The organism is Paraburkholderia sp. J76, from assembly GCF_905220295.1.
Lineage (GTDB): Bacteria > Pseudomonadota > Gammaproteobacteria > Burkholderiales > Burkholderiaceae > Paraburkholderia.
The window spans coordinates 170289-193712 of record NZ_CAJMZJ010000003.1; the positions used below are offsets into that span (position 1 = coordinate 170289).

Sequence of the window (23424 nt, forward strand, 5' to 3'; positions counted from 1 at the left end):
GTGCGTGGCGGCCGGCGCGGCCGGCCATCCTTTAGGGGTAGGGGACACCATGAGTCTCGTCGAAGTGAAAGTGCCGGATATCGGCGACTTCAAGGACATCGACGTCATCGAAGTCAACATCAAGGCGGGCGACGTCATCGAGAAAGAGCAAACCTTGCTCTCGCTCGAATCGGACAAGGCCACGATGGAAGTGCCCAGCGACGTCGCGGGTACCGTCAAGGAAGTGAAGATCAAGGCCGGCGACAAGGCGTCGCAAGGCACGGTGATCGCGCTGGTCGAAGCGTCCGAAGGCGCGGCCGCGCCCGCCCAGGCACCGAAGCAAGCCGAGGCGCCCAAGGCCGATGCGCCGAAAGCCGCCGAAGCACCGAAGCCAGCCGAAGCACCGAAGGCAGCCACGCCCGCGCCGCAAGCGGGCAGCTTCAGCGGCAACGCCGACGTCGAATGCGACATGCTCGTGCTCGGCGCGGGTCCCGGCGGTTATTCGGCGGCGTTCCGCTCCGCCGACCTGGGCATGAAGACCGTGCTCGTCGAGCGTTATTCGACGCTCGGCGGCGTGTGCCTGAACGTGGGCTGCATTCCGTCGAAGGCGCTGCTGCACACGGCGCTCGTGATCGACGAAGCCGAAGCGCTCGGCTCGCACGGCATCACGTTCGGCAAGCCGCAGATCGATCTCGACAAACTGCGCGACTTCAAGTCGGGCGTGGTCAAGAAGCTCACGGGCGGTCTCGCCGGCATGGCGAAGGCGCGCAAGGTCGAAGTCGTGACGGGCGTGGGCGCGTTCCTCGATCCGAATCATATGGAAGTGACGGGCGAGAGCGGCAAGAAGATCGTCAAGTTCAAGCAGGCGATCATCGCTGCGGGCTCGCAGGCCGTGAAGCTGCCGTTCATGCCGGAAGATCCGCGCGTGGTCGATTCGACCGGCGCGCTGGAGCTGCGTCAGATTCCGCAGAAGATGCTCGTGATCGGCGGCGGCATCATCGGTCTGGAAATGGCCACTGTCTACGCAACGCTCGGCGCGCAGATCGACGTGGTCGAAATGCTCGACGGTCTGATGGCCGGCGCCGACCGCGATCTCGTGAAGGTCTGGGAGAAGTTCAACGCGAAGCGCTTCGCGAACGTCATGCTCAAGACCAAAACGACGAAGGCCGAGGCGAAGGACGACGGCATCTACGTGTCGTTCGAAGGCGAAAAGGCGCCGGCCGAGCCGCAGCGCTACGACCTCGTGCTGGTCGCCGTGGGCCGCTCGCCCAACGGCAAGAAGATCGGCGCGGACAAGGCCGGTGTGGCGGTGACGGATCGCGGCTTCATCGAAGTCGATAAGCAGATGCGCACCAACGTGCCGCACATCTTCGCGATCGGCGACGTGGTGGGCCAGCCCATGCTCGCACACAAGGCCGTGCACGAGGGCCATGTGGCGGCGGAAGCGGCGCACGGCGAGAAGGCGTACTTCGACGCGTTGCAGATTCCGTCGGTGGCTTACACCGATCCGGAAGTGGCGTGGGCCGGCAAGACCGAAGACCAGTGCAAGGCTGAAGGCATCAAGTACGGCAAGGCCGTGTTCCCGTGGGCCGCTTCGGGCCGCGCGATCGCCAATGGCCGCGACGAGGGCTTCACGAAGCTGATCTTCGACGAAGAAACGCATCGCGTGATCGGCGGCGGCATCGTCGGCCTGAATGCGGGCGACCTCATCAGCGAAGTCTGCCTCGCCGTGGAAATGGGCGCGGATGCGACCGACATCGGCAAGACGATTCACCCGCACCCGACGCTGGGCGAATCGATCGGCATGGCCGCCGAGCTGTACGAAGGCGTCTGTACCGACCTGCCGCCGCAGAAGAAGAAGTAAGCTCGTGCCGCGCCGCTCGTTGCGGCGCGCATGAAGAAACGGCGCACTCCGCGAGGGGTGCGCCGTTTGCATTTGGGGTGACGCTCGGTGCTGCGGGTGTTGCGAGAGGCGCCGGAGCGTAAAAAAGATTCCCGGTCGGTGACCGGGCAAGGCATGCCGGGCGGCATGCCGGAGCGTTCAGGACCGGCGCCCGGTGCGCTGCTGCATCGGCGCGCACCGGTTCAGCCTAAAACGTTCAGACCGTCTTCTTGACCGAAGCGGCAGCCGAGCGCGATGCCTGGGTGGCGGCCTTGCTCGCGGCAGCGGTGGCGGCGTTGAAGTTGCTTTCCGCCATTTCCACGGCCTGCTTCGTCGCCTTGTGGACCGTTTCGTAGGTCGTGTTCGCGGCGTTGATCGCCGACTTGATCACGGCGACTGCGGTTTCCGAGCCAGCCGGGGCGTTCTTCGCGACGTTGTCGACGAGCGATTGAACCTTGCGATTCTGCTCTTCGTAATGCGCTTCGGCGACCTTGGCAAACTCAGCCTGGGTGGCCGAGGCGATTTCGTACACGTGACGGCCATACGACAGCACTTTTTCGGTCAGCGGCTGGGCATAGCTCGATTGCAGGGCCAGGAATTCCTGCGCGTCCTTCACCGACAGTACGCGCTGGGCGTGTTCCTGCGATTCCGCCAGATTCGAGCGGACGGCCTGAAGGTTCAACTCGACGAGCTTTTCCACGCCTTCGAATGCCTTGCCGGTAAGGCCGAACAGGGTTTCGAGGTTGGCTTTCTGGGCAGCGGCGAATTGCTCAGGGGTCAGCAGACTCATGTTTACGCTCCTGGATGTCGGCGGCCTTCGTGGGTCGCCTGAAGTAAATGGCACGGCGAGGGTGCTCTGTCGCTCGCTTTGTGCGTCGCAACATTGACTCGATTTTAGGATGATGAACAAGAAAGTCAAGATTTTTTGGTGCGTCGCACAATGTCGATAATTTATTATTAAACAGACACTTATGCTTCGCGCATGGGCGCAGGTGCGACAACCGCGCCGATGCCCCGGCGCGCGGGGGTTCGCGCCGTCGGTGGGGCGCTGCGCGCAGGCTGGCGCGAGCACGGAAATGCGCCTTCTGGCAAGATGCGGCATGGATTGCATGAATGCGCCTATAGGACTTTACCTAGGTGCGTACACCGAATTCCTACATGGAACGTTAAGGATCCATTGCAGTCGAACGCGGGTCGCGCGGCACGGCGGCACGGGTGGTCAGACAATCTCAGCCGTATTTCCTCAGTTCAAGTTTCGTACGCCGAACGCCGTTAACGCAGCAAGCGCACTGTGCGTGCGCCGCAAACGTTGTCAGCGAAGCGGCGTCGTGCGAGAGGAGCGGCTTGGCAATTGTCTGACTTCATCGAATGCGGGAAGTGCATTGGCTTGCTCAATCGACGGTCATACTTCGGTTTAATGAGCGCCGATAAGTGCTTCAATTTGCGAAATTTTCGTGGTTTTACTACACTTGGCGAACGATCCCGCCGCTCCATCAAGAACACCAATGAAATCCGACAAGCTCCTGTCGTTCTCACTGATGCCGTCGTCGGTTCTCAGCACCGCGTTGTCGGTCGCTGTTTCCGTTGCGATCAGTGCGACGCTCGTGGCGCCTGAGGGCGCTTTTGCTGCGTCGCAAGACGCCGCACCGGCCAAAACGGTCAAGGCGAAAAGAGTCGCCAAAAAGGTTGCGAAGGCCGAGCCGGAAACGGCAAAGGCCAAAAAGGCGGGCGCAACCCGCACCGTCGCCGCGAAGGACGACGATGCGCGTCCTGCGGCGAGAAAGCGCCGCGTCACTTATACGATGAACGGCCGCCATCATTCGGCGGTGCGCCGCGTCGCGTTCGAACCGCGCCAGCCGACGGTCGGTCAGGCGTTCGGTCTGCACGAGACGCCCGACTCGTTGATGCTGCGCTCGGGCGTGGGCTACGTGGTCGACCAGAACACGCTCGAACCGCTCTTCGACAAGAACTCGCACGCCGTCGTGCCGATCGCCTCGATCTCGAAGCTCATGACCGCGATGGTCGTGCTCGACTCGAAGGAATCGCTCTCGGAGCCGATCGAAGTCACGGACGAAGATCGCGATTACGAGAAGAACACGGGCTCGCGTCTTTCGGTGGGCTCGGTGCTTTCGCGCGAAGACATGCTGCACATCGCGTTGATGGCCTCGGAAAACCGCGCGGCGGCGGCGCTCTCGCGCTATTACCCGGGCGGGCGCCCGGCGTTCATCGCGGCGATGAACGCGAAGGCTAAGCAGCTCGGCATGACCGATACGCACTTCGAGAATTCCACGGGGCTCACGAGCCACAACGTCTCGACCGCGCGCGACCTCGTGAAGATGGTGAACGCGGCTTACCAGTACCCGATGATTCGCCAGTTCTCGACCGACCGCAGCTACGACGTGTTCACGGGCAAGCGCAATCTCGCCTACAACAGCACGAATGCGCTGGTGCGCAATGCGTCGTGGGACATCGGCCTGCAGAAAACAGGCTTCATCAACGAAGCGGGCGAGTGCCTCGTCATGCAGACGACGATCCACAATCGTCCGGTGATCATGGTTCTGCTCGATTCGAGCGGCAAGTACTCGCGCTTCGCGGATGCGACGCGCGTGCGCACGTGGCTCGACAATGGCGGCGCCGATCAGCAGCCGCGTATTACTAGCGCCGACGCGGGCGGCCCAGGCACCTGATGCCGCCTTTACGGATCGACCCTGCAAACGCCCCGCAACTGCGGGGCGTTTTGTTTTCTGATGCGTGCCGGCCGCCCTATGACGATCGGCTGACTGTCTCGTCGTTTGGTTCATTGGCAACATGGTTCAGTGAACGGTGGCCTGGCGCCCAATCCCGCTTGACTGCAGCGCGCGGCGACGCCGGACCTTGATAGTTGTCAATTGACAACCGATCTAACGATGCATACACTGAGCTTGTCGATGAGACGATCGCACCCGAAGAAAGAGATCGAAGCCGTACTTGCTTATGCCGAGAAACAGGGTTGGTTAGTTCAACCAGGTAAAGGCCACGGGCATGCATGGGGACGAATGTACTGCCCATACAACGACGCTGCCTGTCGCTGCGGGGAATTCTGCATCACGAGCATCTGGGGCACGCCGCGTAATGCGGGCAATCATGCCTATGTGCTCAAACGGGTCGTCGACAATTGCACGACACATCGTATCAACGCGGCATCCGCATGTGCGGCGGCCGAAGCGCCGGAGTAGCACATGAATTATCTGTTCACGCTCAAGTACCAACTGGCGGTGGAAGACAACGATCACGAGGAACTCGTGGAGCGCCTGGCCGCGGCAGGCTGCGACGATGCGACTATCGGTGTGGGAGTGCCTGGCCGAATCGCGCTGACGTTCACGCGCGAGGGTGCCAATGCATGTTCGGCAATCTACACGGCGCTGCAGGACGTGAAGCGGGCGGTGCCTGCCGCGCGCCTCGTGGAAGCCGCGCCAGATTTCGTCGGCCTGACCGACGCCGCCGATCTGACCGGCATGTCGCGCCAGAACATGCGCAAGCTGATGCTGGGGCACGCCGCGGAATTCCCTCAGCCCGTGCACGAGGGCAATCCGTCGCTATGGCATCTTGGCGACATCCTGGCGTGGCTTAAGGAACGCGACGGTTACAGCATCGACCTCGCGCTGCTGGAAACGGCGCGAATGGCAAAGCAGGTGAATCTGGCAAAAGAAGCGCGCCATCTCGACACGAAGCTGAATCGGCAGCTCGATGAACTGGTAGCCTGATGCAGGCGAAGAAGCAAAAAAAAGCGGAGGGGCATGCCTCCGCGTTTCTTGATTCCGCTTCGCCCGGATTTCAGGCGGGCTGCACGTTGCCTTCAGCGGGCTCTGGATGATAGCCGAGCGATTCCGAAATCGTGAGCGCCGTCTTGCTCAATTGGCCAAGCCACGAATCCTGCAAGCGGTCCGCCGGTGCGGAAAGCGAAAGGCCCGCCACGAGTTTGCCGGTGTCGTCGTAGATACCGGCGGCGATGCAGCGTACGCCCAGTTCAAGCTCTTCGTTGTCACGTGCGCAGAATTGCTGGCGGACATGGGCGAGTTCGCGCTCGAGGCGTCCGAGGTCGGTGATGCTGTTGCGCGTGTGACCCGAAAGACCCGTGCGTGTGGCGTAGGCGCGCACGCGGTTCGCTTCGTCGGCGGCGAGAAAGAGCTTGCCCACCGAAGTTAGGTGCAACGGGGCACGGCCGCCAATGGCGCGCACCACCTGCATGCCCGAGCGCTCCGAATAGGCGCGTTCGATGTAGACGATCTCGTCGCCCTGGCGCACGGAGAGGTTCACGGTCTGGCCCGTGAGGCGGTGCAGTTCGCGCATGGGCGTGAGCGCCGCGTCGCGTACGGAAAGCCGCGCTTTGACGAGGTTGCCGAGTTCGAGCAGCCGCATGCCAAGCCGGTAGGTGCCAGGATCGGAGCGGTCGACGAGACGGCAACTGACCATATCGTTCAGGATGCGGTGCGCAGTCGAAGGGTGCAGTTCGGTGCGGTGCGCAAGTTCCTTCAGGCTGACAGGGTCGCTGTGCGCGGCCAGCGCGTCCAGCAGGCGCATCATGCGCTCGATCACCTGAATCGAGGTCTTCGGATCTGGATGGGTGTCGCTCATGAGTTCAGATTCGTTTGACACGTGAGGCGGAAAGGGCATTGTATCTCGTATTGTGAAAAAAGTAAGCGGTAGGGCGGCCCTCCGCGCTGCACCGCGGCATCGCGCGCGCCTCGCACGGGGATGCAGACCTGCGTTGGTAGCGGCCGCGAAACAGCGGATAATCGGGGACGGTTTTAACGAGGAGTTCCCATGCGAGTCGGTCTGTTCGTCACCTGCCTTATCGACACGATGCGTCCGGAAATTGGCTTTTCCACGCTCAAGTTGCTCGAAGAGGCGGGCTATGAAGTTGTAGTGCCGCCCGCGCAAACCTGCTGCGGCCAGCCGGCCTACAACTCGGGCGAGCGAGCGCTCGCGCGCGATCTCGCGGAAAAGACGCTGCGCGAATTCGAGCAGTTCGACTATGTCGTCGTCCCTTCGGGTTCTTGCGGCGGCATGATCCGCGTGCACTATGGCGATCTGTTTCGCGACGATCCGGAATTGATGGCGCGTTACGGCAAGTTGCGCGAGCGCGTCTACGAACTCACGGATTTCCTCGTGAATGTCGCAAAGGTCATGCTGCCGCAAGGGGAATTCAGCGGGCCGGTTACTTATCACGACTCGTGCTCCGGGCTGCGCGAACTTGGCGTCAAGGCGCAGCCGCGCACGCTGCTCGCCCAGCGCGGCGTTGAAGTGTGTGAGATGAAGGACTGCGAGCATTGCTGCGGCTTCGGGGGCACCTTTGCTGTGAAGTACGGCGACATCTCGACGGCCATTGCGGACGAGAAGTGCGTCAATGTGCAGGCGAGCGGTACTGGCACGGTGGTGTTAGGCGACCTCGGCTGCATGTTGAATATCGAAGGTCGCCTGCGCCGCACCGGCGACACCACCACGCGCGTGCTGCACATTGCGCAGGTGCTGGCCGGCGACGTGTGACGCGCCGCCGGTTGCTGTCGCATCTCTTGCGCGGAACGTACGAATACCCCCACAGACCTCGCCGAACACCGCACAACCTCGCCCTCACGCCATGCAAGTCCAATCGATGCAGTTCAAGGCGCGCGCCGGTCAGAAGCTGGCCGACCAGCGTCTGCAGCACAATCTCAAGAAACTTTCGACCAAGTTCGTCTCGGCGCGCGCCGAGGCGATTACGGCGATCGATTTCCCTGCCACGCGCGCGGCGCTCAAGGCGCGCCGCAACCGTGCGCTCGAGAATCTCGACGTCTGGCTGGAGCAGTTCGAAACAGAGGCTTCGCGGCGCGGGGTGACCGTGCTCTATGCGCAAACGGCGCAAGATGCGGCGAAGCTGGTCGCGGACATCGCGCGGCGCCACGACGTGCGCAAGGTCATCAAGACCAAGTCGATGGTGTCGGAGGAAATGCGCCTCAATACGGTGCTTGCGGAAATGGGCGTGCAGTCCATCGAGACCGATCTTGGCGAGTACATCCTGCAAATCAACGACAACGAGCCGCCCAGTCACATCATTGCGCCCGTCGTCCATAAGGACAAGGACGAGATCGCCGATCTTTTCGCGAAGACGCACGACAAGCCGCGCCTGACGGAAATCCCCGATATGACGCGGGAGGCGCGCGAAGTCCTGCGGCCGCACTTTCTCTCCGCCGATATGGGCGTGACGGGCGGTAACTTCCTGATCGCGGAAACGGGCTCGGTCGTGCTGGTGACCAACGAGGGCAACGAGGGCATGTGCACCGTCATGCCGCGCGTCCATGTGGCGGTAACGGGCATCGAGAAGGTGCTGCCTACGCTCGAAGATCTCGCGACCGCCATGCGTTTGTTGCCGCGTTCGGCAACGGGGCAGGCCACGTCGAACTACTTTTCCGTTCTCACCGGCCCGCGCGGGCCCGAGGAGCTGGACGGCCCGGAGCACATGTACGTCGTGCTGGTGGACGGCGGCCGCACTGGCCTGATTGGCGGCGAGTTTCAGGAGATGCTGCGCTGCATTCGTTGCGGCGCGTGTATGAACCACTGTCCGGTGTATCAGAAGGTGGGCGGCCATGCTTACGGGTGGGTCTATCCCGGCCCTATGGGCTCGGTGCTCACGCCGAGCTACGTCGGCATCGAAAAATCGCTCGATCTTCCGCAGGCCGCGACGCTCTGCGGGGAATGCAACAGTGTCTGCCCGGTGGGCATTCCGTTGTCGGACTTGCTGCGCAAACTGCGCGAGAAGCAGACCGAGCGGCATCTGCGGCCGTGGCGTGAGCGCGCGGCGTTGGCCGCGTGGGGCTGGCTCGCGCTGCACCCAACGGCCTACGCGCTGCTCACCAAACTGGGCGTGCGGATACTCGAGCGCATGGGCGGCCGGGCCAGGCTCATTCGCAAGCTGCCATTCGCGCGGGGCTGGACCAATGGGCGCGACATGCCCGCGCCGGTCGGCCGCACCTTCCGCGAGTTGTACGCGGCGCGGCACACGCATCTCGACACGACAAAGCGCTCCCAACAGGCCTGATGCGCGCCCGGCGGTCAAGCTCAGGTCGCCGACTATTTAAGCTGGCGCAACAGTGTGTTCGTCCGGACCGGGTTTTTCCTGATTGCGACTCTCTATATCATCTCGACTGGCGATAGTGCGTCCGCAGCTATCGCTTCACAGTCGATAGAGAGTCGCATCATGAGAAAGAAAATAACGGTGTACTGGCCGCTGGCGCTGATCGTGCCGCTCGCGGTAATTGCATGGATCCATGCATGGAAAACTGCCGAGCAGCAAATGCCGCTCGCCGCCGATCAGGTCACAGCAGAACTCGCCCGCGCGGTGTCTTACGGGCTCGTGGGCAGCGAAGGCAAGACGCCGGTGAAGGCGATGAGTGGTCTCGCGCCGCTGCCGCGATCGAACGCGATCTGATGATTGCCCCCGCGCGCCAACGCGCGGCGCAGCGCGCGCTTCGTGCGCTTTGTATAATTTGAGATTCGCCGCCGCGCGCTAAACGTTGACCGTTGCACCCGTTCCCACGAATGAAAAAGGTTTCCGTCTGCTTCGTTTGTCTTGGCAACATCTGCCGCTCGCCCACGGCCGAGGCCGTGATGTCGCGCCTCGTGGACGAAGCGGGGTTGGCGGGACGCATCGAGATCGATTCGGCGGGAACCGGCGACTGGCACATCGGCCAGGCGCCCGACGAGCGCGCCCAGCGGGCCGGTGTCCAGCGCGGCTATGATCTTGCGCCGTTGCGCGCCCGGCAGATCGCGGCGGAGGATTTCCGCCGTTTCGACGTAATCGTGGCGATGGACGATGCCAACGTCACCGCGCTCCGGGATGTGTGCCCGGCGAGCGAGCGCGACAAGATTCGCCTGCTGATGGAATTCGCCCCTCAGGCTGACGGGCGGATTGTAGTTGACCCCTATTTCGGCGGCGATGCGGGCTTCGAAACGGTGCTCGATCAATGCGAGGCCGGTTGCGCGGGTCTGCTCGCGGCTTTGCGGCCGCAGCTCGTGGATTGCCGGATGCAGAAATCGGCTCATTTTTGCGATTCGCTGCGCACGTAATAACCCAAATCGCGACGGTGATACTTGACTAAACTAGTCATGTATTTATACTTGACGAAAATTGTCGAGAATTGCGGTTCCCCCTACATCATGAGACTCACCACCAAAGGTCGTTTCGCCGTCACGGCGATGATTGACCTGGCGCTGCGCCAGGAGCAAGGCCCGGTGACGCTTGCGGGTATCAGCCAGCGCCAGCACATCTCGCTGTCGTACCTCGAACAACTGTTCGGCAAGCTGCGCCGTCATGAAATCGTCGAATCGGTCCGCGGGCCGGGCGGCGGGTACAACCTTGCGCGCCGCGCCGAGGACGTCACGGTCGCGGACATCATCATTGCCGTGGACGAGCCGCTCGACGCCACCCAGTGCGGCGGCAAGGGCGCCTGCGAGGGCACCAAGCAGCACGACGGCCACTGCATGACGCACGAACTCTGGTCGACGCTGAACCAGAAAATGGTCGAGTACCTCGATTCGGTATCGCTGAAGGATCTGGTGGACAAGCAGCGCGCCCGCGAAGGCGCAGCGCCCGCCGTTCTGCGCGATCGCCGCGCGCAGGCGCCGGCGGTGGAGCCGGTCAGGACTGTGCCGCTGGGTCCGAACTCGATCTTCAACATGGCGGGTTCGTAGGGCTTTCGAGCGCCGCCAGACCGCCGCAGTCGGCAAAACAGACAATACAGCGCAGCACACAAGATTCCCCGGAGCGATAGATGAATAACGACATTCCCCACCTGCCCATTTACATGGACTACAGCGCGACGACGCCCGTCGACCCGCGCGTGGTGGACAAGATGATTCCGTATCTGCGCGAGCAGTTCGGCAATCCCGCGTCGCGCAGCCACGCCTACGGCTGGGACGCGGAGCGCGCCGTCGAGGAAGCGCGCGAGAACGTCGCGGCGCTCGTCAACGCGGATCCGCGTGAAATCATCTGGACCTCCGGCGCGACCGAATCGGACAACCTCGCGATCAAGGGCGCGGCGCACTTCTACAAGAGCCGTGGCAAGCACATCATCACGGTGAAGACCGAGCACAAGGCCGTGCTCGACACCTGCCGCGAGCTTGAGCGCGAAGGCTACGAAGTCACGTATCTGGACGTCAAGGACGATGGTTTGATCGACCTCGAAGCGTTCAAGGCCGCGCTGCGTCCCGACACGATCCTCGTTTCCGTCATGCACGTGAACAACGAGATCGGCGTGATCCAGGACATCGAGACGATCGGCGAAATCTGCCGCGAAAAGGGCATCATTTTTCACGTCGACGCCGCGCAATCGACGGGCAAGGCGCCCATCGACCTGCAAAAGCTCAAGGTCGACCTGATGTCGTTCTCGGCGCACAAGACTTACGGCCCGAAGGGCATCGGCGCGCTGTACGTGCGTCGCAAGCCGCGCGTGCGCATCGAAGCACAGATGCACGGCGGCGGTCACGAGCGTGGCATGCGCTCGGGCACGCTGGCCACGCACCAGATCGTCGGCATGGGCGAGGCGTTCCGCATCGCGCGTGAAGAAATGGCGACGGAAAACGAGCGCGTGCGCATGCTGCGCGACCGTCTGCTCAAGGGCCTCTCGGAAATCGAAGAGACCTACGTGAACGGCGACATGGAAAAGCGCGTCCCGCACAACCTGAACATCAGCTTCAACTTCGTCGAAGGTGAGTCGCTGATCATGGCGGTGAAGGATGTGGCGGTGTCGTCGGGTTCGGCGTGTACGTCGGCATCGCTCGAGCCGTCGTATGTGCTGCGCGCGCTCGGCCGCAACGACGAACTGGCGCACAGCTCGATCCGCTTCACGGTGGGCCGTTTCACGACGGAGCAGGACGTCGACTACGTGATCAACCTGCTGAAGACGAAGATCGCCAAGCTGCGCGAACTCTCGCCGCTGTGGGAAATGCACCAGGACGGCATCGATCTGTCGACCATTCAGTGGGCCGCGCACTAAGGTGCGCAGGGCAGTTCCCGGCGCGCAGTTGTCAACGAATAACGAACCGGCCGCAGCGCAATACAAATGCAGCGCGGCCAACGAATTGAAGGAGTGTGATCATGGCATATAGCGACAAGGTTCTGGACCACTACGAAAACCCGCGCAACGTTGGCTCGTTCTCGAAGGACGACGACGCGGTGGGCACCGGCATGGTCGGCGCGCCGGCGTGCGGCGACGTGATGAAGCTGCAGATCCGCGTGGGCGCGGACGGCGTGATCGAAGACGCGAAGTTCAAGACGTACGGCTGCGGCTCGGCCATCGCTTCGAGTTCGCTCGTGACCGAATGGGTGAAGGGCAAGACGCTCGACCAGGCGCTCGACATCAAGAACACGCAGATCGCCGAAGAGCTGGCGCTGCCGCCGGTGAAGATCCACTGCTCGATTCTCGCGGAAGACGCGATCAAGGCAGCGGTTGCGGACTATCGCCAGCGTCACACGAGCGAAGCGAAGGCCGACGCGGCGTAATCAAGCGCAGCGCAGACGCAGGACGGCGCCGGACCAGTTGGTGCGGCGCTCCGGGACTAACGATTTTGGATGCAGCAGGGTTGCGTCGCGACGCAAGGGAAGGGCAAGCCCCACCCGGCGGCGCGAGGCGCGGCGAAGATGCTATGGCAATTACGTTGACTGAAAAAGCGGCACAGCACGTGCAAAAGTACCTGACCCGTCGCGGCAAGGGCGTGGGTCTGCGTCTTGGCGTGCGCACGACGGGCTGCTCGGGCCTCGCGTACAAGCTCGAGTACGTCGACGAACTCGCGCCCGAGGACAACGTCTTCGAGAGTCACGGCGTGAAGGTCATCGTCGACCCGAAGAGCCTCGCGTATATCGACGGCACGCAACTCGATTTCGTGCGCGAAGGCCTGAACGAAGGCTTCCGGTTCAACAACCCGAACGTGAAGGACGAGTGCGGCTGCGGCGAGTCCTTCCGCGTTTGAGCCCGCGTCGAGCGGTGAAAAGGCGGCCTGTGCCGCCTTTTTGATTTTGATGGCCGCCGGCATCTCTTAGAGCCCTTCATAGCCCCACAAGAACGTTCCCGCCGATGAGCACGCCTTCCACGCCCGCCCGCTCGCTTTCCGATAGCCACTTCGTGCTGTTCGGCCTGCCCGAGCAGTTCGCAATCGACGCGAACGCGCTCGACCATGCCTACCGCACGGTGCAGGCGCAGGTGCATCCCGACCGCTTCGCCGCGGCCGGAGAGGCGCAAAAGCGCGTCGCAATGCAATGGGCCACGCGCACGAACGAGGCGTACCAGACGCTGCGCGATCCGCTCAAGCGCGCGAAGTATCTGCTGCATCTGCGCGGCATCGACGTTGGCGCGGAGAACAACACCGCGATGGAGCCCGCGTTCCTCATGCAGCAGATGGAGTGGCGCGAGGCGATCGAAGACGCGGTCGGCGCGAAGAACGTCGAGGCGCTCGATGCACTCGCGGGCGAACTGCGCGACGACGAACGCGTGCGCTTCACGAAGCTCGCGGCGCTGCTCGACAGCGGCTCGAACCAGGCAGCGGCAGAAGCGGTGCGCCAGCTCATGTTCATCGAGCGCGTGGCGGACGAGATCGACTCGCAGATCGAGCGGCTCGAAGGCTGATACGGATATCGGGCGCTCGCGCCCACCAGGTTAAAAAGCAGATCACACAGATGGCCTTACTGCAAATCTCCGAACCCGGCATGGCGCCGGCGCCGCATCAGCGGCGACTCGCCGTCGGCATCGACCTCGGCACGACGAACTCGCTGGTCGCCGCGGTGCGCAGCGGCGTGCCCGACGTGTTGCCCGACGAAGACGGCCACGCGCTGCTGCCTTCGGTCGTGCGCTATCTGGCGAACGGCGGCCGCCGCATCGGCCGCACGGCGAAGGCGCAAGCCGCCACCGATCCGCGCAATACGATCGTCTCGGTCAAGCGCTTCATGGGCCGCGGCAAGTCCGACGTCGAAGGCGCCGCCAACGCGCCCTATGACTTCGTCGACGCGCCGGGCATGGTGCAGATCCGGACCGTGGACGGCGTGAAGAGCCCCGTCGAAGTCTCGGCGGAAATCCTTGCGACGCTGCGCCAGCGCGCCGAAGACACGCTCGGCGACGAACTCGTCGGCGCGGTCATCACGGTGCCGGCGTATTTCGACGAAGCGCAGCGCCAGGCGACGAAGGACGCCGCACGTCTCGCGGGGCTGAACGTGCTGCGTCTGCTCAACGAGCCGACCGCGGCCGCGATCGCGTACGGACTCGATAACGGCGCCGAAGGCCTCTACGCGGTCTACGACCTCGGCGGCGGCACGTTCGACCTGTCGATTCTCAAGCTCACGAAGGGCGTATTCGAAGTGCTGGCGGCCGGCGGCGACTCGGCGCTCGGCGGCGACGATTTCGACCATGCGCTCTTTGCGTATGCGCTGGAACAATCCGGGATCGAGCGCGCGACGCTCGCCCCTGAAGACGTGCGCCTGTTGCTCGACCGCGTGCGCGATGCGAAGGAAGCGCTCTCGTTCGCGCCCGAGGCGCGCATCGAGGCGACGCTGTCGACCGGCAGGGCAATCGCGCTGACGATCGACGAGCCGCGCTTCGAAGCGCTCACGCAAGCGCTCGTGCAGCGCACGCTCACGCCGACGCGCAAGGCGCTGCGCGACGCGAAGGTGGCGGCGAAAGACGTGAAAGGCGTGGTGCTGGTGGGCGGCGCGACGCGCATGCCCGTGATCCGCCGCGCCGTGGAGCAGTACTTCGGCCAGGCGCCGCTCACGAATCTGGACCCGGATCAGGTCGTCGCGCTCGGCGCGGCGATCCAGGCCGACCTGCTCGCGGGCAACCGCGGCGGCGAGGACGACTGGCTGCTGCTCGACGTCATTCCGCTCTCGCTCGGTGTGGAAACGATGGGCGGACTCGTCGAGAAGATCATCCCGCGCAACTCGACCATTCCGGTCGCGCGCGCGCAGGACTTCACGACCTTCAAGGACGGCCAGACGGCCATGGCGATCCATGTGGTGCAGGGCGAGCGCGAACTCGTCGCCGACTGCCGCTCGCTTGCGCGCTTCGAGCTGCGCGGCATTCCGCCGATGGCGGCGGGCGCGGCGCGCATTCGCGTGACTTATCAGGTGGATGCGGACGGCCTCTTGTCCGTGTTCGCGCGCGAGCAGCTTTCGGGCGTGGAAGCGTCGGTGGTGGTGAAGCCGTCCTACGGTCTCGCCGACGACGACGTGGCCCGAATGCTCGAAGACAGCTTCAAGACCGCCGAAGTCGACATGCGCGCCCGCGCGCTGCGCGAGGCGCAGGTCGAGGCGCAGCGCATCATCGAGGCGACGAACGCCGCTTTGGGCGCCGATGGCGAGTTGCTCGACGAAGCCGAGCGCGCCCAGGTCGATGCGTTGATCGCCGCGCTCGCGCAAGTCGCGCAGGGCGAGGACGCCGGCGCGATCGAGGCGGCCACGAAGTCGCTTTCCGAAGGCACCGACGAGTTTGCGGCGCGGCGGATGGACAAGGGCATCAAGCGCGCGCTGGCGGGCAAGAAGCTCGACGAGATCGGCTGAAACCGCGGCTGGATTCGCGGCTGAAGCCTCAACAGCTTAAAGGCGAACGCGTCATTAGCAAACGGCGCGGGCGTGCGTGCTTTCCCGATGTGGCAGAGCGCGCACCGACAGTAGAATGGGCACATGCCGCCGTCGGAGGCGGGGCATGCGCCCGATATGAAAGTTATTGGATACGGAAATCACAATGCCTCAAATCGTGGTGCTGCCCCATGTCGAACTGTGTCCTGAGGGCGCGGTCATCGACGCCAAGCCGGGCGAGAGCGTGTGCGACGCGCTGCTCGAACACGGCATCGAAATCGAGCACGCATGCGAGAAGTCGTGCGCCTGCACGACCTGTCACGTGATTGTGCGCGAAGGTTTCGATGCGCTCGTGCCGTCCGAGGAAGACGAAGACGATCTTCTCGACAAGGCGTGGGGACTTGAGCCGACGTCGCGGCTGTCGTGCCAGGCCATAGTGCCGGAGAACGACGACCTGGTGGTCGAGATTCCGCGTTACTCGATCAACCACGCGAAAGAAAACCACTGAGCCACTGAACACGAGGAGGAGCGCACAGCCATGAAATGGACCGATACGCAGGACATCGCGGTGGCCTTGACGGACACCCATCCAGAAGTGGATCCGCAGTACGTGCGCTTCACCGATCTGCACCGCTGGATCACGCAGCTCGACGGTTTCGACGACGACCCGGAGCGCTCGAACGAGAAAATTCTCGAAGCGATCCAGGCCGCGTGGATCGAAGACGCGGGCTACTGATTCCGGCTACGCCCGGCAAACGGGCGAGAAAAAAGGCGATTTGCCCATACGGCAAATCGCCTTTTTGTTGCGCGGCGAGGTTCGGTGAATCAGCCCGCGACCAGCGCGCCGTTTTCCACACGCACGCGTTCACCCTGCTGGAACGGCGGCGCTTGGTGATACGTGAAGTAGCGCATCTTCCCGTTCTCCATCCGTACGCGTACGGAATAGCTCGTCGAGCTGCGCAGATGCTTTTCGACCGAGTTGCCGGCGACGCCACCACCCAGCGCGCCCAGCAGCGTCATGGCCGTGCGGCCGTTACCGGAACCGAACTGGTTGCCCACCACGCCGCCCGCCACCGCGCCGCCGACCGCGCCGATACCGGTGCCATGGCCCTCATGCTTGACCTCCGAAATCGCGACGACCGTGCCGCACGTCGAACACGCGGGCTGGGCGGGCGGCGCTTCCTGTGCGTACTGCTGCTGCGGCGGTGCGGCCGCCGGGGCGACGGGTGCCGGCGCTTGCTGTTGGGCCTGCGGCGCAACCGGCTGCGGCTGCGCCGGCGCGCTCTGCGCATATTGCGAGGCCTGGGCGGGCTTCGTCGAATCGACGACCGGCGGCTGGGAAGCCGTCGTGGCCGTCTGGCCCATCTGGCCCGTCTGAACCTGGGCGCTCTGTTCTGCGGTGCTGGAAGCCCGCGGGAAAACGCCGGTGATAGCCGCAGTGGCCGCAAGGCTCGCGATGATCACGGCAGCCGCGGCGGCGGCGATAAGCGGGTGAAGGCGGCGTTTCGGTGTGGTCGGATCGGTTGTGTTCATGACAGGCTCCGTCTTTGGCAGAGTTGGCTCTCTGTGTTTCTCTCGTGGAACCCAGTGTGAGCCAATCCCATTCACTGCGCGTTTCAATTTGTAACCCTGCGCGTTGGGAGCGCCGCGCCGAAAAGGGCGCAATCGTCGCGAAGCATTGCACAGGGCGGTTTTCCACGCGAAGGCAATTCGCGTACCTGGTGGGGGTCGCCGCACCCCGGAGCAGGTTTTACCGATGGTTACAACCACGAGCGGGCCGCCGCCAAAAGAAAACGGGGCGCACGCGGTACGAACCGCATGCGCCCCGTCATGGCAGGCCAATGCCCTTGCTTAGTCTTCGCGGCGCAGGTGCGGGAAGAGGATCACGTCGCGGATGCTGGCGCTGTCAGTGAGCAGCATGATCAGGCGGTCGATGCCGATGCCGCAGCCGCCCGTCGGGGGCATGCCGTACTCGAGTGCGCGGATGTAGTCGGCGTCGTAGAACATCGCTTCTTCGTCGCCCGCGTCCTTCTGCTCGACCTGCTTCTTGAAGCGGGCGGCCTGGTCTTCCGGATCGTTCAGCTCCGAGAAGCCGTTGGCGATCTCGCGGCCCGTGATGAACAGCTCGAAGCGCTCGGTGATGCCCGGCAGCGTGTCCGAGGCGCGCGCGAGCGGCGAGACTTCGACCGGGTAGTCGATGATGTAGGTCGGCTCCCAAAGCTGGGACTCGGCGGTCTCTTCGAACAGCGCCAGTTGCAGCGAGCCCACGCCAGCATTGAGGAACTGCGGCTGGTTCGCGTCCACGCCGAACTTCTTCAGTTCCGCGCGCAGGAAGGCGGCGTCGGCGAGCTGTTCGTTCGTGTACTGCGGCGCGTATTTCTGGATCGCCTGCACGATCGTCAAGCGATGGAACGGCTTCGACAGATCGAGTTCGCGGCCCTGATACGTGAGCACGGCGGTGCCGCTCGCGTCGATGGCGGCCTGGCGGATCAGTTGCTCGGTGAAGTCCATGAGCCAGGCGTAGTCGGTGTACGCGGCGTAGAACTCCATCATCGTGAATTCCGGATTGTGACGCGGCGAAACGCCTTCGTTACGGAAATTCCGGTTGATTTCGAATACGCGCTCGAAGCCGCCGACGATCAGGCGCTTGAGATACAGCTCGGGCGCGATGCGCATGAACATCTGCATGTCGAGCGCGTTGTGGTGCGTGACGAACGGCTTCGCGGCCGCGCCGCCCGGGATCGGGTGGAGCATCGGCGTTTCGACTTCCATGAAGCCCGCGTCGGCCATGAAGCGGCGCACCGACGAAATGGCCTTCGTGCGCGCCTGGAACGTCTGACGCGCTTCCGGCGTGACGATCAGGTCGACATAGCGCTGGCGATAGCGCATTTCCTGATCCGAAAGGCCATGGAACTTGTCCGGCAGCGGGCGCAGCGCCTTCGAGAGCAGACGCAGTTCGGTGACGCGCACCGAAAGCTCGCCCTTGTTGGTGCGAAACAGCACGCCTTTCGCCGCGACGATGTCGCCCAGATCCCACTTCTTGAACGCGTCGTAGGTCGTCTCGCCCACGTCGGCGGGCGTGATGAAGAACTGGATCTGGCCCGAGCCGTCGCGCACCGTGGCGAAGCTCGCCTTGCCCATCACGCGCTTGAGCATCATGCGGCCGGCAATCGCGACTTCGAGCGGCGCGGCTTCGAGCGCGTCCTTGTCGGTGTCGGCGTAGTCGCGCTGGAGGTCGGCCGCGTGATGAGTGGGGCGGAAGTCGTTCGGATAGGCGACGCCTGCTTCGCGCAGCGCGCGCAGTTTCTCGCGGCGCTCGGCGATGATCTGGTTGTCGTCGAGTTCGGGCGCGGCGCTGGGCGCGTTCTGCTGGGTCGGTTCGGTCATGATGGCTCGGAGTTCTTTGATTCGCAGGTGTTTCGGCGAGTTTTCGGGGCCGCGGCCCCGGCGTGATCCTTCGCGGGACACGGCGCGCATCGCGCGCAAATAAGCGGACTTCGGTTCCTGCTGCGCGTCGCTCGCCTCGCGGTCGTTGCGGGCGGCGCAGCAGGAGAGGGCGGCATGCGGTGTTCTGCAGCGCCCGCGGCGTGCGGGAAGCTTACACGCCCTGTTTCAGGCTCGCGCTGATGAAGGCGTCGAGATCGCCGTCGAGCACGGCCTTGGTGTTGCTGATTTCGACGTTGGTGCGCAGATCCTTGATGCGGCTGTTGTCGAGCACGTAGGAGCGAATCTGGTGGCCCCAGCCCACGTCCGACTTGCCCGCCTCGAGCTTGTCCTGTTCCGACTGGCGTTTGCGCATTTCGGCTTCGTACAGGCGCGACTTCAGCATGGCCATGGCTTCGGCGCGGTTGCGGTGCTGCGAGCGGTCGTTCTGGCACTGCACGACGATGCCCGACGGCACGTGCGTGATACGCACGGCGGAGTCGGTCTTGTTGATGTGCTGACCGCCCGCGCCCGAAGCGCGGTACGTGTCGATGCGCAGATCGGCCGGATTGACTTCGATCTCGAACGAGTCGTCGATTTCCGGATACACGAATACCGACGAGAACGACGTGTGACGGCCGCCGGAAGAATCGAACGGCGACTTGCGCACGAGGCGGTGAATGCCGGTTTCGGTGCGCAAAAAGCCGTAGGCGTATTCGCCTTCGACCTTGATCGTCGCGCTCTTGATGCCGGCCACGTCGCCTTCGGACTCTTCGAGCACTTCGGTCTTGAAGCCCTTGCGCTCGCAGTAGCGCACGTATTGGCGCAGCAGCATGGAAGCCCAGTCGCAGGCCTCGGTGCCGCCGGCGCCGGCCTGGATGTCGATGAACGCGTTGTTGGGGTCGGCCGGATTCGCGAACATGCGGCGGAACTCGACGTCGGCCACGCGCGCTTCGATTGCCTGAGCGTCGGTTTCGATGGCGACGAGCGTGTCCTCATCGCCTTCCTCGCGGGCCATCTCGAAGAGATCCTGCGTGTCGCGCGTGTCGTTCTCGATGCCGTCGAGCACGTGCACGACGCCTTCGAGCAGCTTCTTTTCCTTGCCGAGACCCTGGGCGTGTTTGGAGTCGTTCCAGACGTTGGGGTCTTCGAGTTCGCTGTTGACTTCGACGAGCCGTCGGGCTTTTACGTCGTAGTCAAAGATACCCCCGTAGCTCGCCCGCGCGCGTGCGCAGGTCCGCCAAAAGGGCTTCGATCGCGTTGAGACGTTCCGCTTCCATTTGTATCGTGATCCGGCGTGTAAAACATTGAATTATAGCTGATTGGACCCGGATCAAGGGCGGCACGGGCTGATCGGGCGGCCCGCGCCCGCGAGTTCGAATCGCGCTTAAAGCGCCGCGTGCTCCACGACTAGCTGCACGCGCGAGACGCCGTTCCAGGTGTCGCGCACGAGCCGGTAAGCGACGGTCGTGTGCTGCGGCAGCGATTCGGTATGGTTGAACCAGATCGCGTTGAAGCGCTGGCGACCGCGCAGCAGTTGCAGCTTGAGGTGCTTGTCTTTGACGAGCGCCTGCGAAGCCACCTCGAATTCGCCCGAGAACACGGGCGCCGGGAAGCCCTGGCCCCATACAGCGGCGTCGAGCATTGCCACGAAATCGGGCGTGAAATACGCGTCTTCGAGATCGCCATCGGTTTCGACGATCCGCGCGAGCGCGTCTTCCGTGAGCCACTCGCGGCCCACGCGTTCGAACGCGGCGGCGAAGCGCGGCACGTCGGCGGCGGCGATCGTCATGCCCGCGGCCATCGCGTGGCCGCCGAACTTGTGGATGAGGCCCGGCTCGCGCTTGCTGATGAGATCGATGGCGTCGCGCAGATGGAAACCGGGGATCGAACGGCCCGAGCCCTTCACGAGTTCGCCGCCATCGTCGGCAGGCGCGAAGGTGAAGGAAGGGCGATGGAAGCGCTCCTTGAGCCGCCCCGCGACGATGCCGATCACGCCCTGGTGCCAGCCTTCGTTGAACAGCGTGAGCGTGGCTTTGCCATGCGGATCGACATCGGCCAGATCGGCAAGCGCCTGTTGCTGCATGCCGGCCTCGATCTCGCGTCGCTCGCGGTTCATCGAGTCGAGCTGCTGGGCCAGTTCCCACGCGCGGCCCACGTCGTCGGTGGTCAGGCATTCGATGCCGAGCGACATGTCCGAGAGGCGGCCTGCCGCATTCAGGCGCGGCCCAAGCGCGAAGCCGAAGTCGAAGCCCGATGCGCTTTTCGCGTCGCGGCCCGCTGCGCGAAAGAGCGCCGCGATGCCCGGCTGCATGCGGCCGTTGCGCACGCGTTGCAAACCCTGCGCGACGAGCACGCGGTTGTTGCAGTCGAGCTTCACGACGTCGGCGACGGTGCCGAGCGCGACGAGATCGAGCAGGCCGTCGAGACGCGGCTCGGGCTTGCCGTCGCTGAACGCGCCGCGCTTGCGCAATTCCGCGCGCAGCGCGAGCAGCGTGTAGAACATCACACCCACGCCCGCGATGCATTTGCTCGGAAACTCGCAGCCGGGCTGGTTCGGATTGACGATGGCGCGCGCGTTGGGGAGCGTGTCGCCGGGCAGATGGTGGTCGGTCACGAGCACTTCGATGCCTAGCTCGTTCGCGGCTTCGACGCCTTCCACGCTGGCGATGCCGTTATCCACCGTGATCAGCACGTCGGGCGGCCCGCCCTTGCGTTGCGCGGCGAGCGCCACGATTTCGGGCGTGAGGCCGTAGCCATACTCGAAACGGTTCGGCACGAGATAGTCGATCTGCGCGCCGAACATGCGCAGGCCGCGCACGGCTACGGCGCAGGCGGTCGCGCCGTCGCAGTCGTAATCGGCGACCACGAGCATGCGGCAGTCGGCTTCGAGCGCGTCGGCGAGCAATTCGGCGGCCTCGTCGAGGCCCTTCATGCCCGCGGGCGGAATGAGGCGCGCGAGGCCGGTTTCGATCTCGTCGGGCTGGCAAACGCCGCGCGAGGCGTAGAGGCGCGCGAGCACCGGATGCAGGCCGTGGCGCACGAGCGCTTCGGTGTCGGCGGGCGAGCAGGCGCGGGTGACGATTCGGGTCATGCGTGAGCGCGGAAAAGAGAGGTCATTCGGAAATCATTCGATAAAGAGCGACGCGAACAGGCGGCGCCGCCAGAACTTGCGCAAATCGCCGCGCGTGATGGAGAGCGTGACCGAGCCGGTGTCGCCGCACAGCGTGAGGTCGAGCGCGGCGAGCGCGCCCGTTTGCAGCGCCGCGAGCGCGGGTGCGAACCAGTCGCGCTCCAGTTGCGCGAACGCGGCGTTCCAGCGGCCCCAATCCTGCTGGATAAAGGCGGCCGAGAAAGGATCGAGTTCGACGAGCGTTGTACCGGCTGCCGAACCATTGTTGAGCGACGCGAAGGTTGCAGGCGCCGCGCCGACTTCGACCTTCGCGGCGAGCGCGAGGCCGCGCGTGGCGGCCGCATCGGAGTGCACGCGCGCATACGGGCTCGTGACGGGGCGCAGCGCGCCTTGCGCGTGGAACCAGATCGAATTGACCGCGGGCAGGCCGCGCGCCTCGCGCGCCTCGTTCACGGGATGCTCGAACCACGCCATCTGCACTTCGTTCTGCACCTTCATCCAGGCGCGCGAGCGCTGACCCGAGTGCGCCTCGTGCGGCAGCCAGATTTCGATGTTGCGGCCGCTCGCGCGCAAGGGCGAGGCCCCCGCGAGCGTCCCAAACGCTTGCGAGGAGAGATACCAGCGCTGCGGTGTGGGAGCCTCGACGCGCAAGCCCAGTTCTTCTATCAGCGGACGGGCGACGGCGTAGAGCGTGGCGGCGTCGGCGTCGGCGAGTTCCAGCGAGGCGGGGTCGATCAGCACCAGATGGTCGTGAGCGATGCGCACATGCACGGGCTGCACGCACGCCCACGTGGCGTCGCCGGGCGCGCCGCCGTCGGCGAGCAGCATGTAGGGCGCAAGCGGCGCTTCGTCGTCGGCGGCCGGCGCGGGTTTTGCGGCGTTCGTGTTCGCACTCGCAGCGCCGAGCGCGCCGAACTGGCGCGCCACCCAGCGCTCGTGCGGCAGCGTGCGCTGAAAGTCCTCGCCGATCACCTGCTCGCCGAGCGTCGCGCGCGCAACCAGTTTCGCAAGCGCCGGATATTCGAGGCCCGCGAGCGCGGTGGAGGCGGCCGCCGCTGAGGGCAGGGCAAAAGGAACGAGGAGATGGAGGCGGTCGGCGGGCATGATGGTGCGCATTGTACTTCGGCGCCTGGCGCGCCGGGCGGCCTTCGGGCGTGTCGCTTCGGCCTCGCAATGGGCCCGCGACGCTCGCTGTGCGGCACTTGTGGACGAAATGCGGCTCGAAGGAGAGGGCAGGCGGGCGCCTCGCGCGGCGCGGTTCCCATACGCGAAAGTCCGTGGAGGCTCGCCAGTGTGGCAAACTTCGCGGTTGATCGCCGCCCGAACCGGCACGATATTCTCCGGATGTCCGGCGCAGCGGCCTCAGGGTCAACTGAGGGTCAACTGAGGGTCAACTCAGGTTAATACGGCGCCGGAGCGCAACGAAGACGC

The 23424-nt window shown here is 64.4% G+C and carries 23 protein-coding genes; 16 read left to right on the forward strand and 7 right to left on the reverse strand.

Features of this window, described 5'->3' with window-relative positions; genetic code table 11:
• Window positions 1–49 precede the first annotated feature (49 nt).
• Window positions 50–1843, forward strand: a complete 1794-nt coding sequence (gene lpdA / locus U5768_RS07330) for a dihydrolipoyl dehydrogenase (protein WP_322029729.1) — start codon at window positions 50–52, stop codon at window positions 1841–1843.
• A gap of 235 nt (window positions 1844–2078) precedes the next feature.
• Here the strand turns inward: lpdA and U5768_RS07335 are convergent, their stop codons facing one another.
• Window positions 2079–2651 carry a phasin family protein gene (locus U5768_RS07335; protein WP_322029730.1) on the reverse strand — a complete coding sequence of 191 codons (573 nt, stop codon included), beginning with the start codon at window positions 2649–2651 and terminating at the stop codon, window positions 2079–2081.
• Between the two features lie 715 nt (window positions 2652–3366).
• Between U5768_RS07335 and pbpG the strand changes: the two genes are divergently transcribed.
• The 3 genes from pbpG to U5768_RS07350 all read left to right on the forward strand — a co-directional run bounded on the left by pbpG (window position 3367) and on the right by U5768_RS07350 (window position 5604).
• A complete protein-coding gene (gene pbpG, locus U5768_RS07340; protein ID WP_322029731.1) occupies window positions 3367–4548 on the forward strand; it encodes a D-alanyl-D-alanine endopeptidase in 1182 nt (393 codons plus the stop codon).
• 240 nt (window positions 4549–4788) lie between these two features.
• Window positions 4789–5076 carry a hypothetical protein gene (locus U5768_RS07345; RefSeq protein ID WP_322029732.1) on the forward strand — a complete coding sequence of 96 codons (288 nt, stop codon included), beginning with the start codon at window positions 4789–4791 and terminating at the stop codon, window positions 5074–5076.
• 3 nt (window positions 5077–5079) lie between these two features.
• Entirely contained in the window at window positions 5080–5604 is a 525-nt protein-coding gene (locus U5768_RS07350) for a DNA-binding protein (RefSeq protein ID WP_322029733.1), read from the forward strand.
• Window positions 5605–5674: 70 nt separating this feature from the next.
• On the opposite strand, the gene U5768_RS07355 is transcribed toward U5768_RS07350, so the two are convergent.
• Window positions 5675–6475: an IclR family transcriptional regulator gene (locus tag U5768_RS07355; protein ID WP_322029734.1), complete on the reverse strand. Its 801-nt coding sequence runs from the start codon at window positions 6473–6475 to the stop codon at window positions 5675–5677.
• Between the two features lie 189 nt (window positions 6476–6664).
• Between U5768_RS07355 and U5768_RS07360 the strand changes: the two genes are divergently transcribed.
• The 12 genes from U5768_RS07360 (at window position 6665) to iscX (ending at window position 16173) form a co-directional block, all read left to right on the forward strand.
• A complete protein-coding gene (locus tag U5768_RS07360) occupies window positions 6665–7387 on the forward strand; it encodes a (Fe-S)-binding protein (protein WP_322029735.1) in 723 nt (240 codons plus the stop codon).
• Between the two features lie 91 nt (window positions 7388–7478).
• A complete protein-coding gene (locus U5768_RS07365; protein ID WP_322029736.1) occupies window positions 7479–8915 on the forward strand; it encodes a lactate utilization protein B in 1437 nt (478 codons plus the stop codon).
• A 159-nt stretch (window positions 8916–9074) separates the two neighbouring features.
• On the forward strand, window positions 9075–9305 hold the full coding sequence (locus tag U5768_RS07370; protein WP_322029737.1) for a hypothetical protein: 231 nt from the start codon (window positions 9075–9077) through the stop codon (window positions 9303–9305).
• A gap of 110 nt (window positions 9306–9415) precedes the next feature.
• A complete protein-coding gene (locus U5768_RS07375) occupies window positions 9416–9943 on the forward strand; it encodes a low molecular weight protein-tyrosine-phosphatase (protein ID WP_322029738.1) in 528 nt (175 codons plus the stop codon).
• A 90-nt stretch (window positions 9944–10033) separates the two neighbouring features.
• Window positions 10034–10567, forward strand: a complete 534-nt coding sequence (gene iscR / locus U5768_RS07380) for a Fe-S cluster assembly transcriptional regulator IscR (RefSeq protein ID WP_322029739.1) — start codon at window positions 10034–10036, stop codon at window positions 10565–10567.
• Window positions 10568–10647: 80 nt separating this feature from the next.
• Entirely contained in the window at window positions 10648–11871 is a 1224-nt protein-coding gene (locus U5768_RS07385) for an IscS subfamily cysteine desulfurase (protein WP_322029740.1), read from the forward strand.
• Between the two features lie 101 nt (window positions 11872–11972).
• Window positions 11973–12377, forward strand: coding sequence for a Fe-S cluster assembly scaffold IscU (iscU, locus tag U5768_RS07390; RefSeq protein ID WP_322029741.1), 405 nt, complete (start codon window positions 11973–11975; stop codon window positions 12375–12377).
• A 143-nt stretch (window positions 12378–12520) separates the two neighbouring features.
• On the forward strand, window positions 12521–12844 hold the full coding sequence (gene iscA / locus U5768_RS07395) for an iron-sulfur cluster assembly protein IscA (RefSeq protein WP_028210067.1): 324 nt from the start codon (window positions 12521–12523) through the stop codon (window positions 12842–12844).
• A gap of 104 nt (window positions 12845–12948) precedes the next feature.
• Complete coding sequence (hscB, locus tag U5768_RS07400; protein ID WP_322029742.1) at window positions 12949–13497, forward strand: Fe-S protein assembly co-chaperone HscB; 549 nt, start codon at window positions 12949–12951, stop codon at window positions 13495–13497.
• A 50-nt stretch (window positions 13498–13547) separates the two neighbouring features.
• Window positions 13548–15419, forward strand: a complete 1872-nt coding sequence (gene hscA, locus U5768_RS07405; RefSeq protein WP_322029743.1) for a Fe-S protein assembly chaperone HscA — start codon at window positions 13548–13550, stop codon at window positions 15417–15419.
• A 184-nt stretch (window positions 15420–15603) separates the two neighbouring features.
• Entirely contained in the window at window positions 15604–15945 is a 342-nt protein-coding gene (gene fdx / locus U5768_RS07410; protein WP_069265529.1) for an ISC system 2Fe-2S type ferredoxin, read from the forward strand.
• A gap of 30 nt (window positions 15946–15975) precedes the next feature.
• The gene (iscX, locus tag U5768_RS07415; protein ID WP_322029744.1) at window positions 15976–16173 is read left to right on the forward strand and encodes a Fe-S cluster assembly protein IscX; all 198 of its coding nucleotides are present in this window, start codon (window positions 15976–15978) and stop codon (window positions 16171–16173) included.
• 89 nt (window positions 16174–16262) lie between these two features.
• On the opposite strand, the gene U5768_RS07420 is transcribed toward iscX, so the two are convergent.
• The 5 genes from U5768_RS07420 to U5768_RS07440 all read right to left on the reverse strand — a co-directional run bounded on the left by U5768_RS07420 (window position 16263) and on the right by U5768_RS07440 (window position 23109).
• A complete protein-coding gene (locus tag U5768_RS07420) occupies window positions 16263–16970 on the reverse strand; it encodes a glycine zipper 2TM domain-containing protein (protein WP_322029745.1) in 708 nt (235 codons plus the stop codon).
• A gap of 318 nt (window positions 16971–17288) precedes the next feature.
• Entirely contained in the window at window positions 17289–18824 is a 1536-nt protein-coding gene (lysS, locus tag U5768_RS07425; RefSeq protein ID WP_322029746.1) for a lysine--tRNA ligase, read from the reverse strand.
• Between the two features lie 211 nt (window positions 18825–19035).
• Window positions 19036–20140 (reverse strand): peptide chain release factor 2 gene (gene prfB / locus U5768_RS07430; RefSeq protein ID WP_201697250.1). Its coding sequence is split into 2 segments (ribosomal slippage): window positions 19036–20058 and window positions 20060–20140, totalling 1104 coding nucleotides; the frame shifts between segments, so codons are not numbered across the junction.
• 107 nt (window positions 20141–20247) lie between these two features.
• A complete protein-coding gene (gene recJ, locus U5768_RS07435) occupies window positions 20248–21954 on the reverse strand; it encodes a single-stranded-DNA-specific exonuclease RecJ (RefSeq protein ID WP_322029747.1) in 1707 nt (568 codons plus the stop codon).
• Window positions 21955–21987: 33 nt separating this feature from the next.
• Window positions 21988–23109 (reverse strand): regulator, encoded by a 1122-nt coding sequence (locus U5768_RS07440; RefSeq protein ID WP_322029748.1) that lies wholly within the window; start codon window positions 23107–23109, stop codon window positions 21988–21990.
• Window positions 23110–23424: the final 315 nt, after the last annotated feature.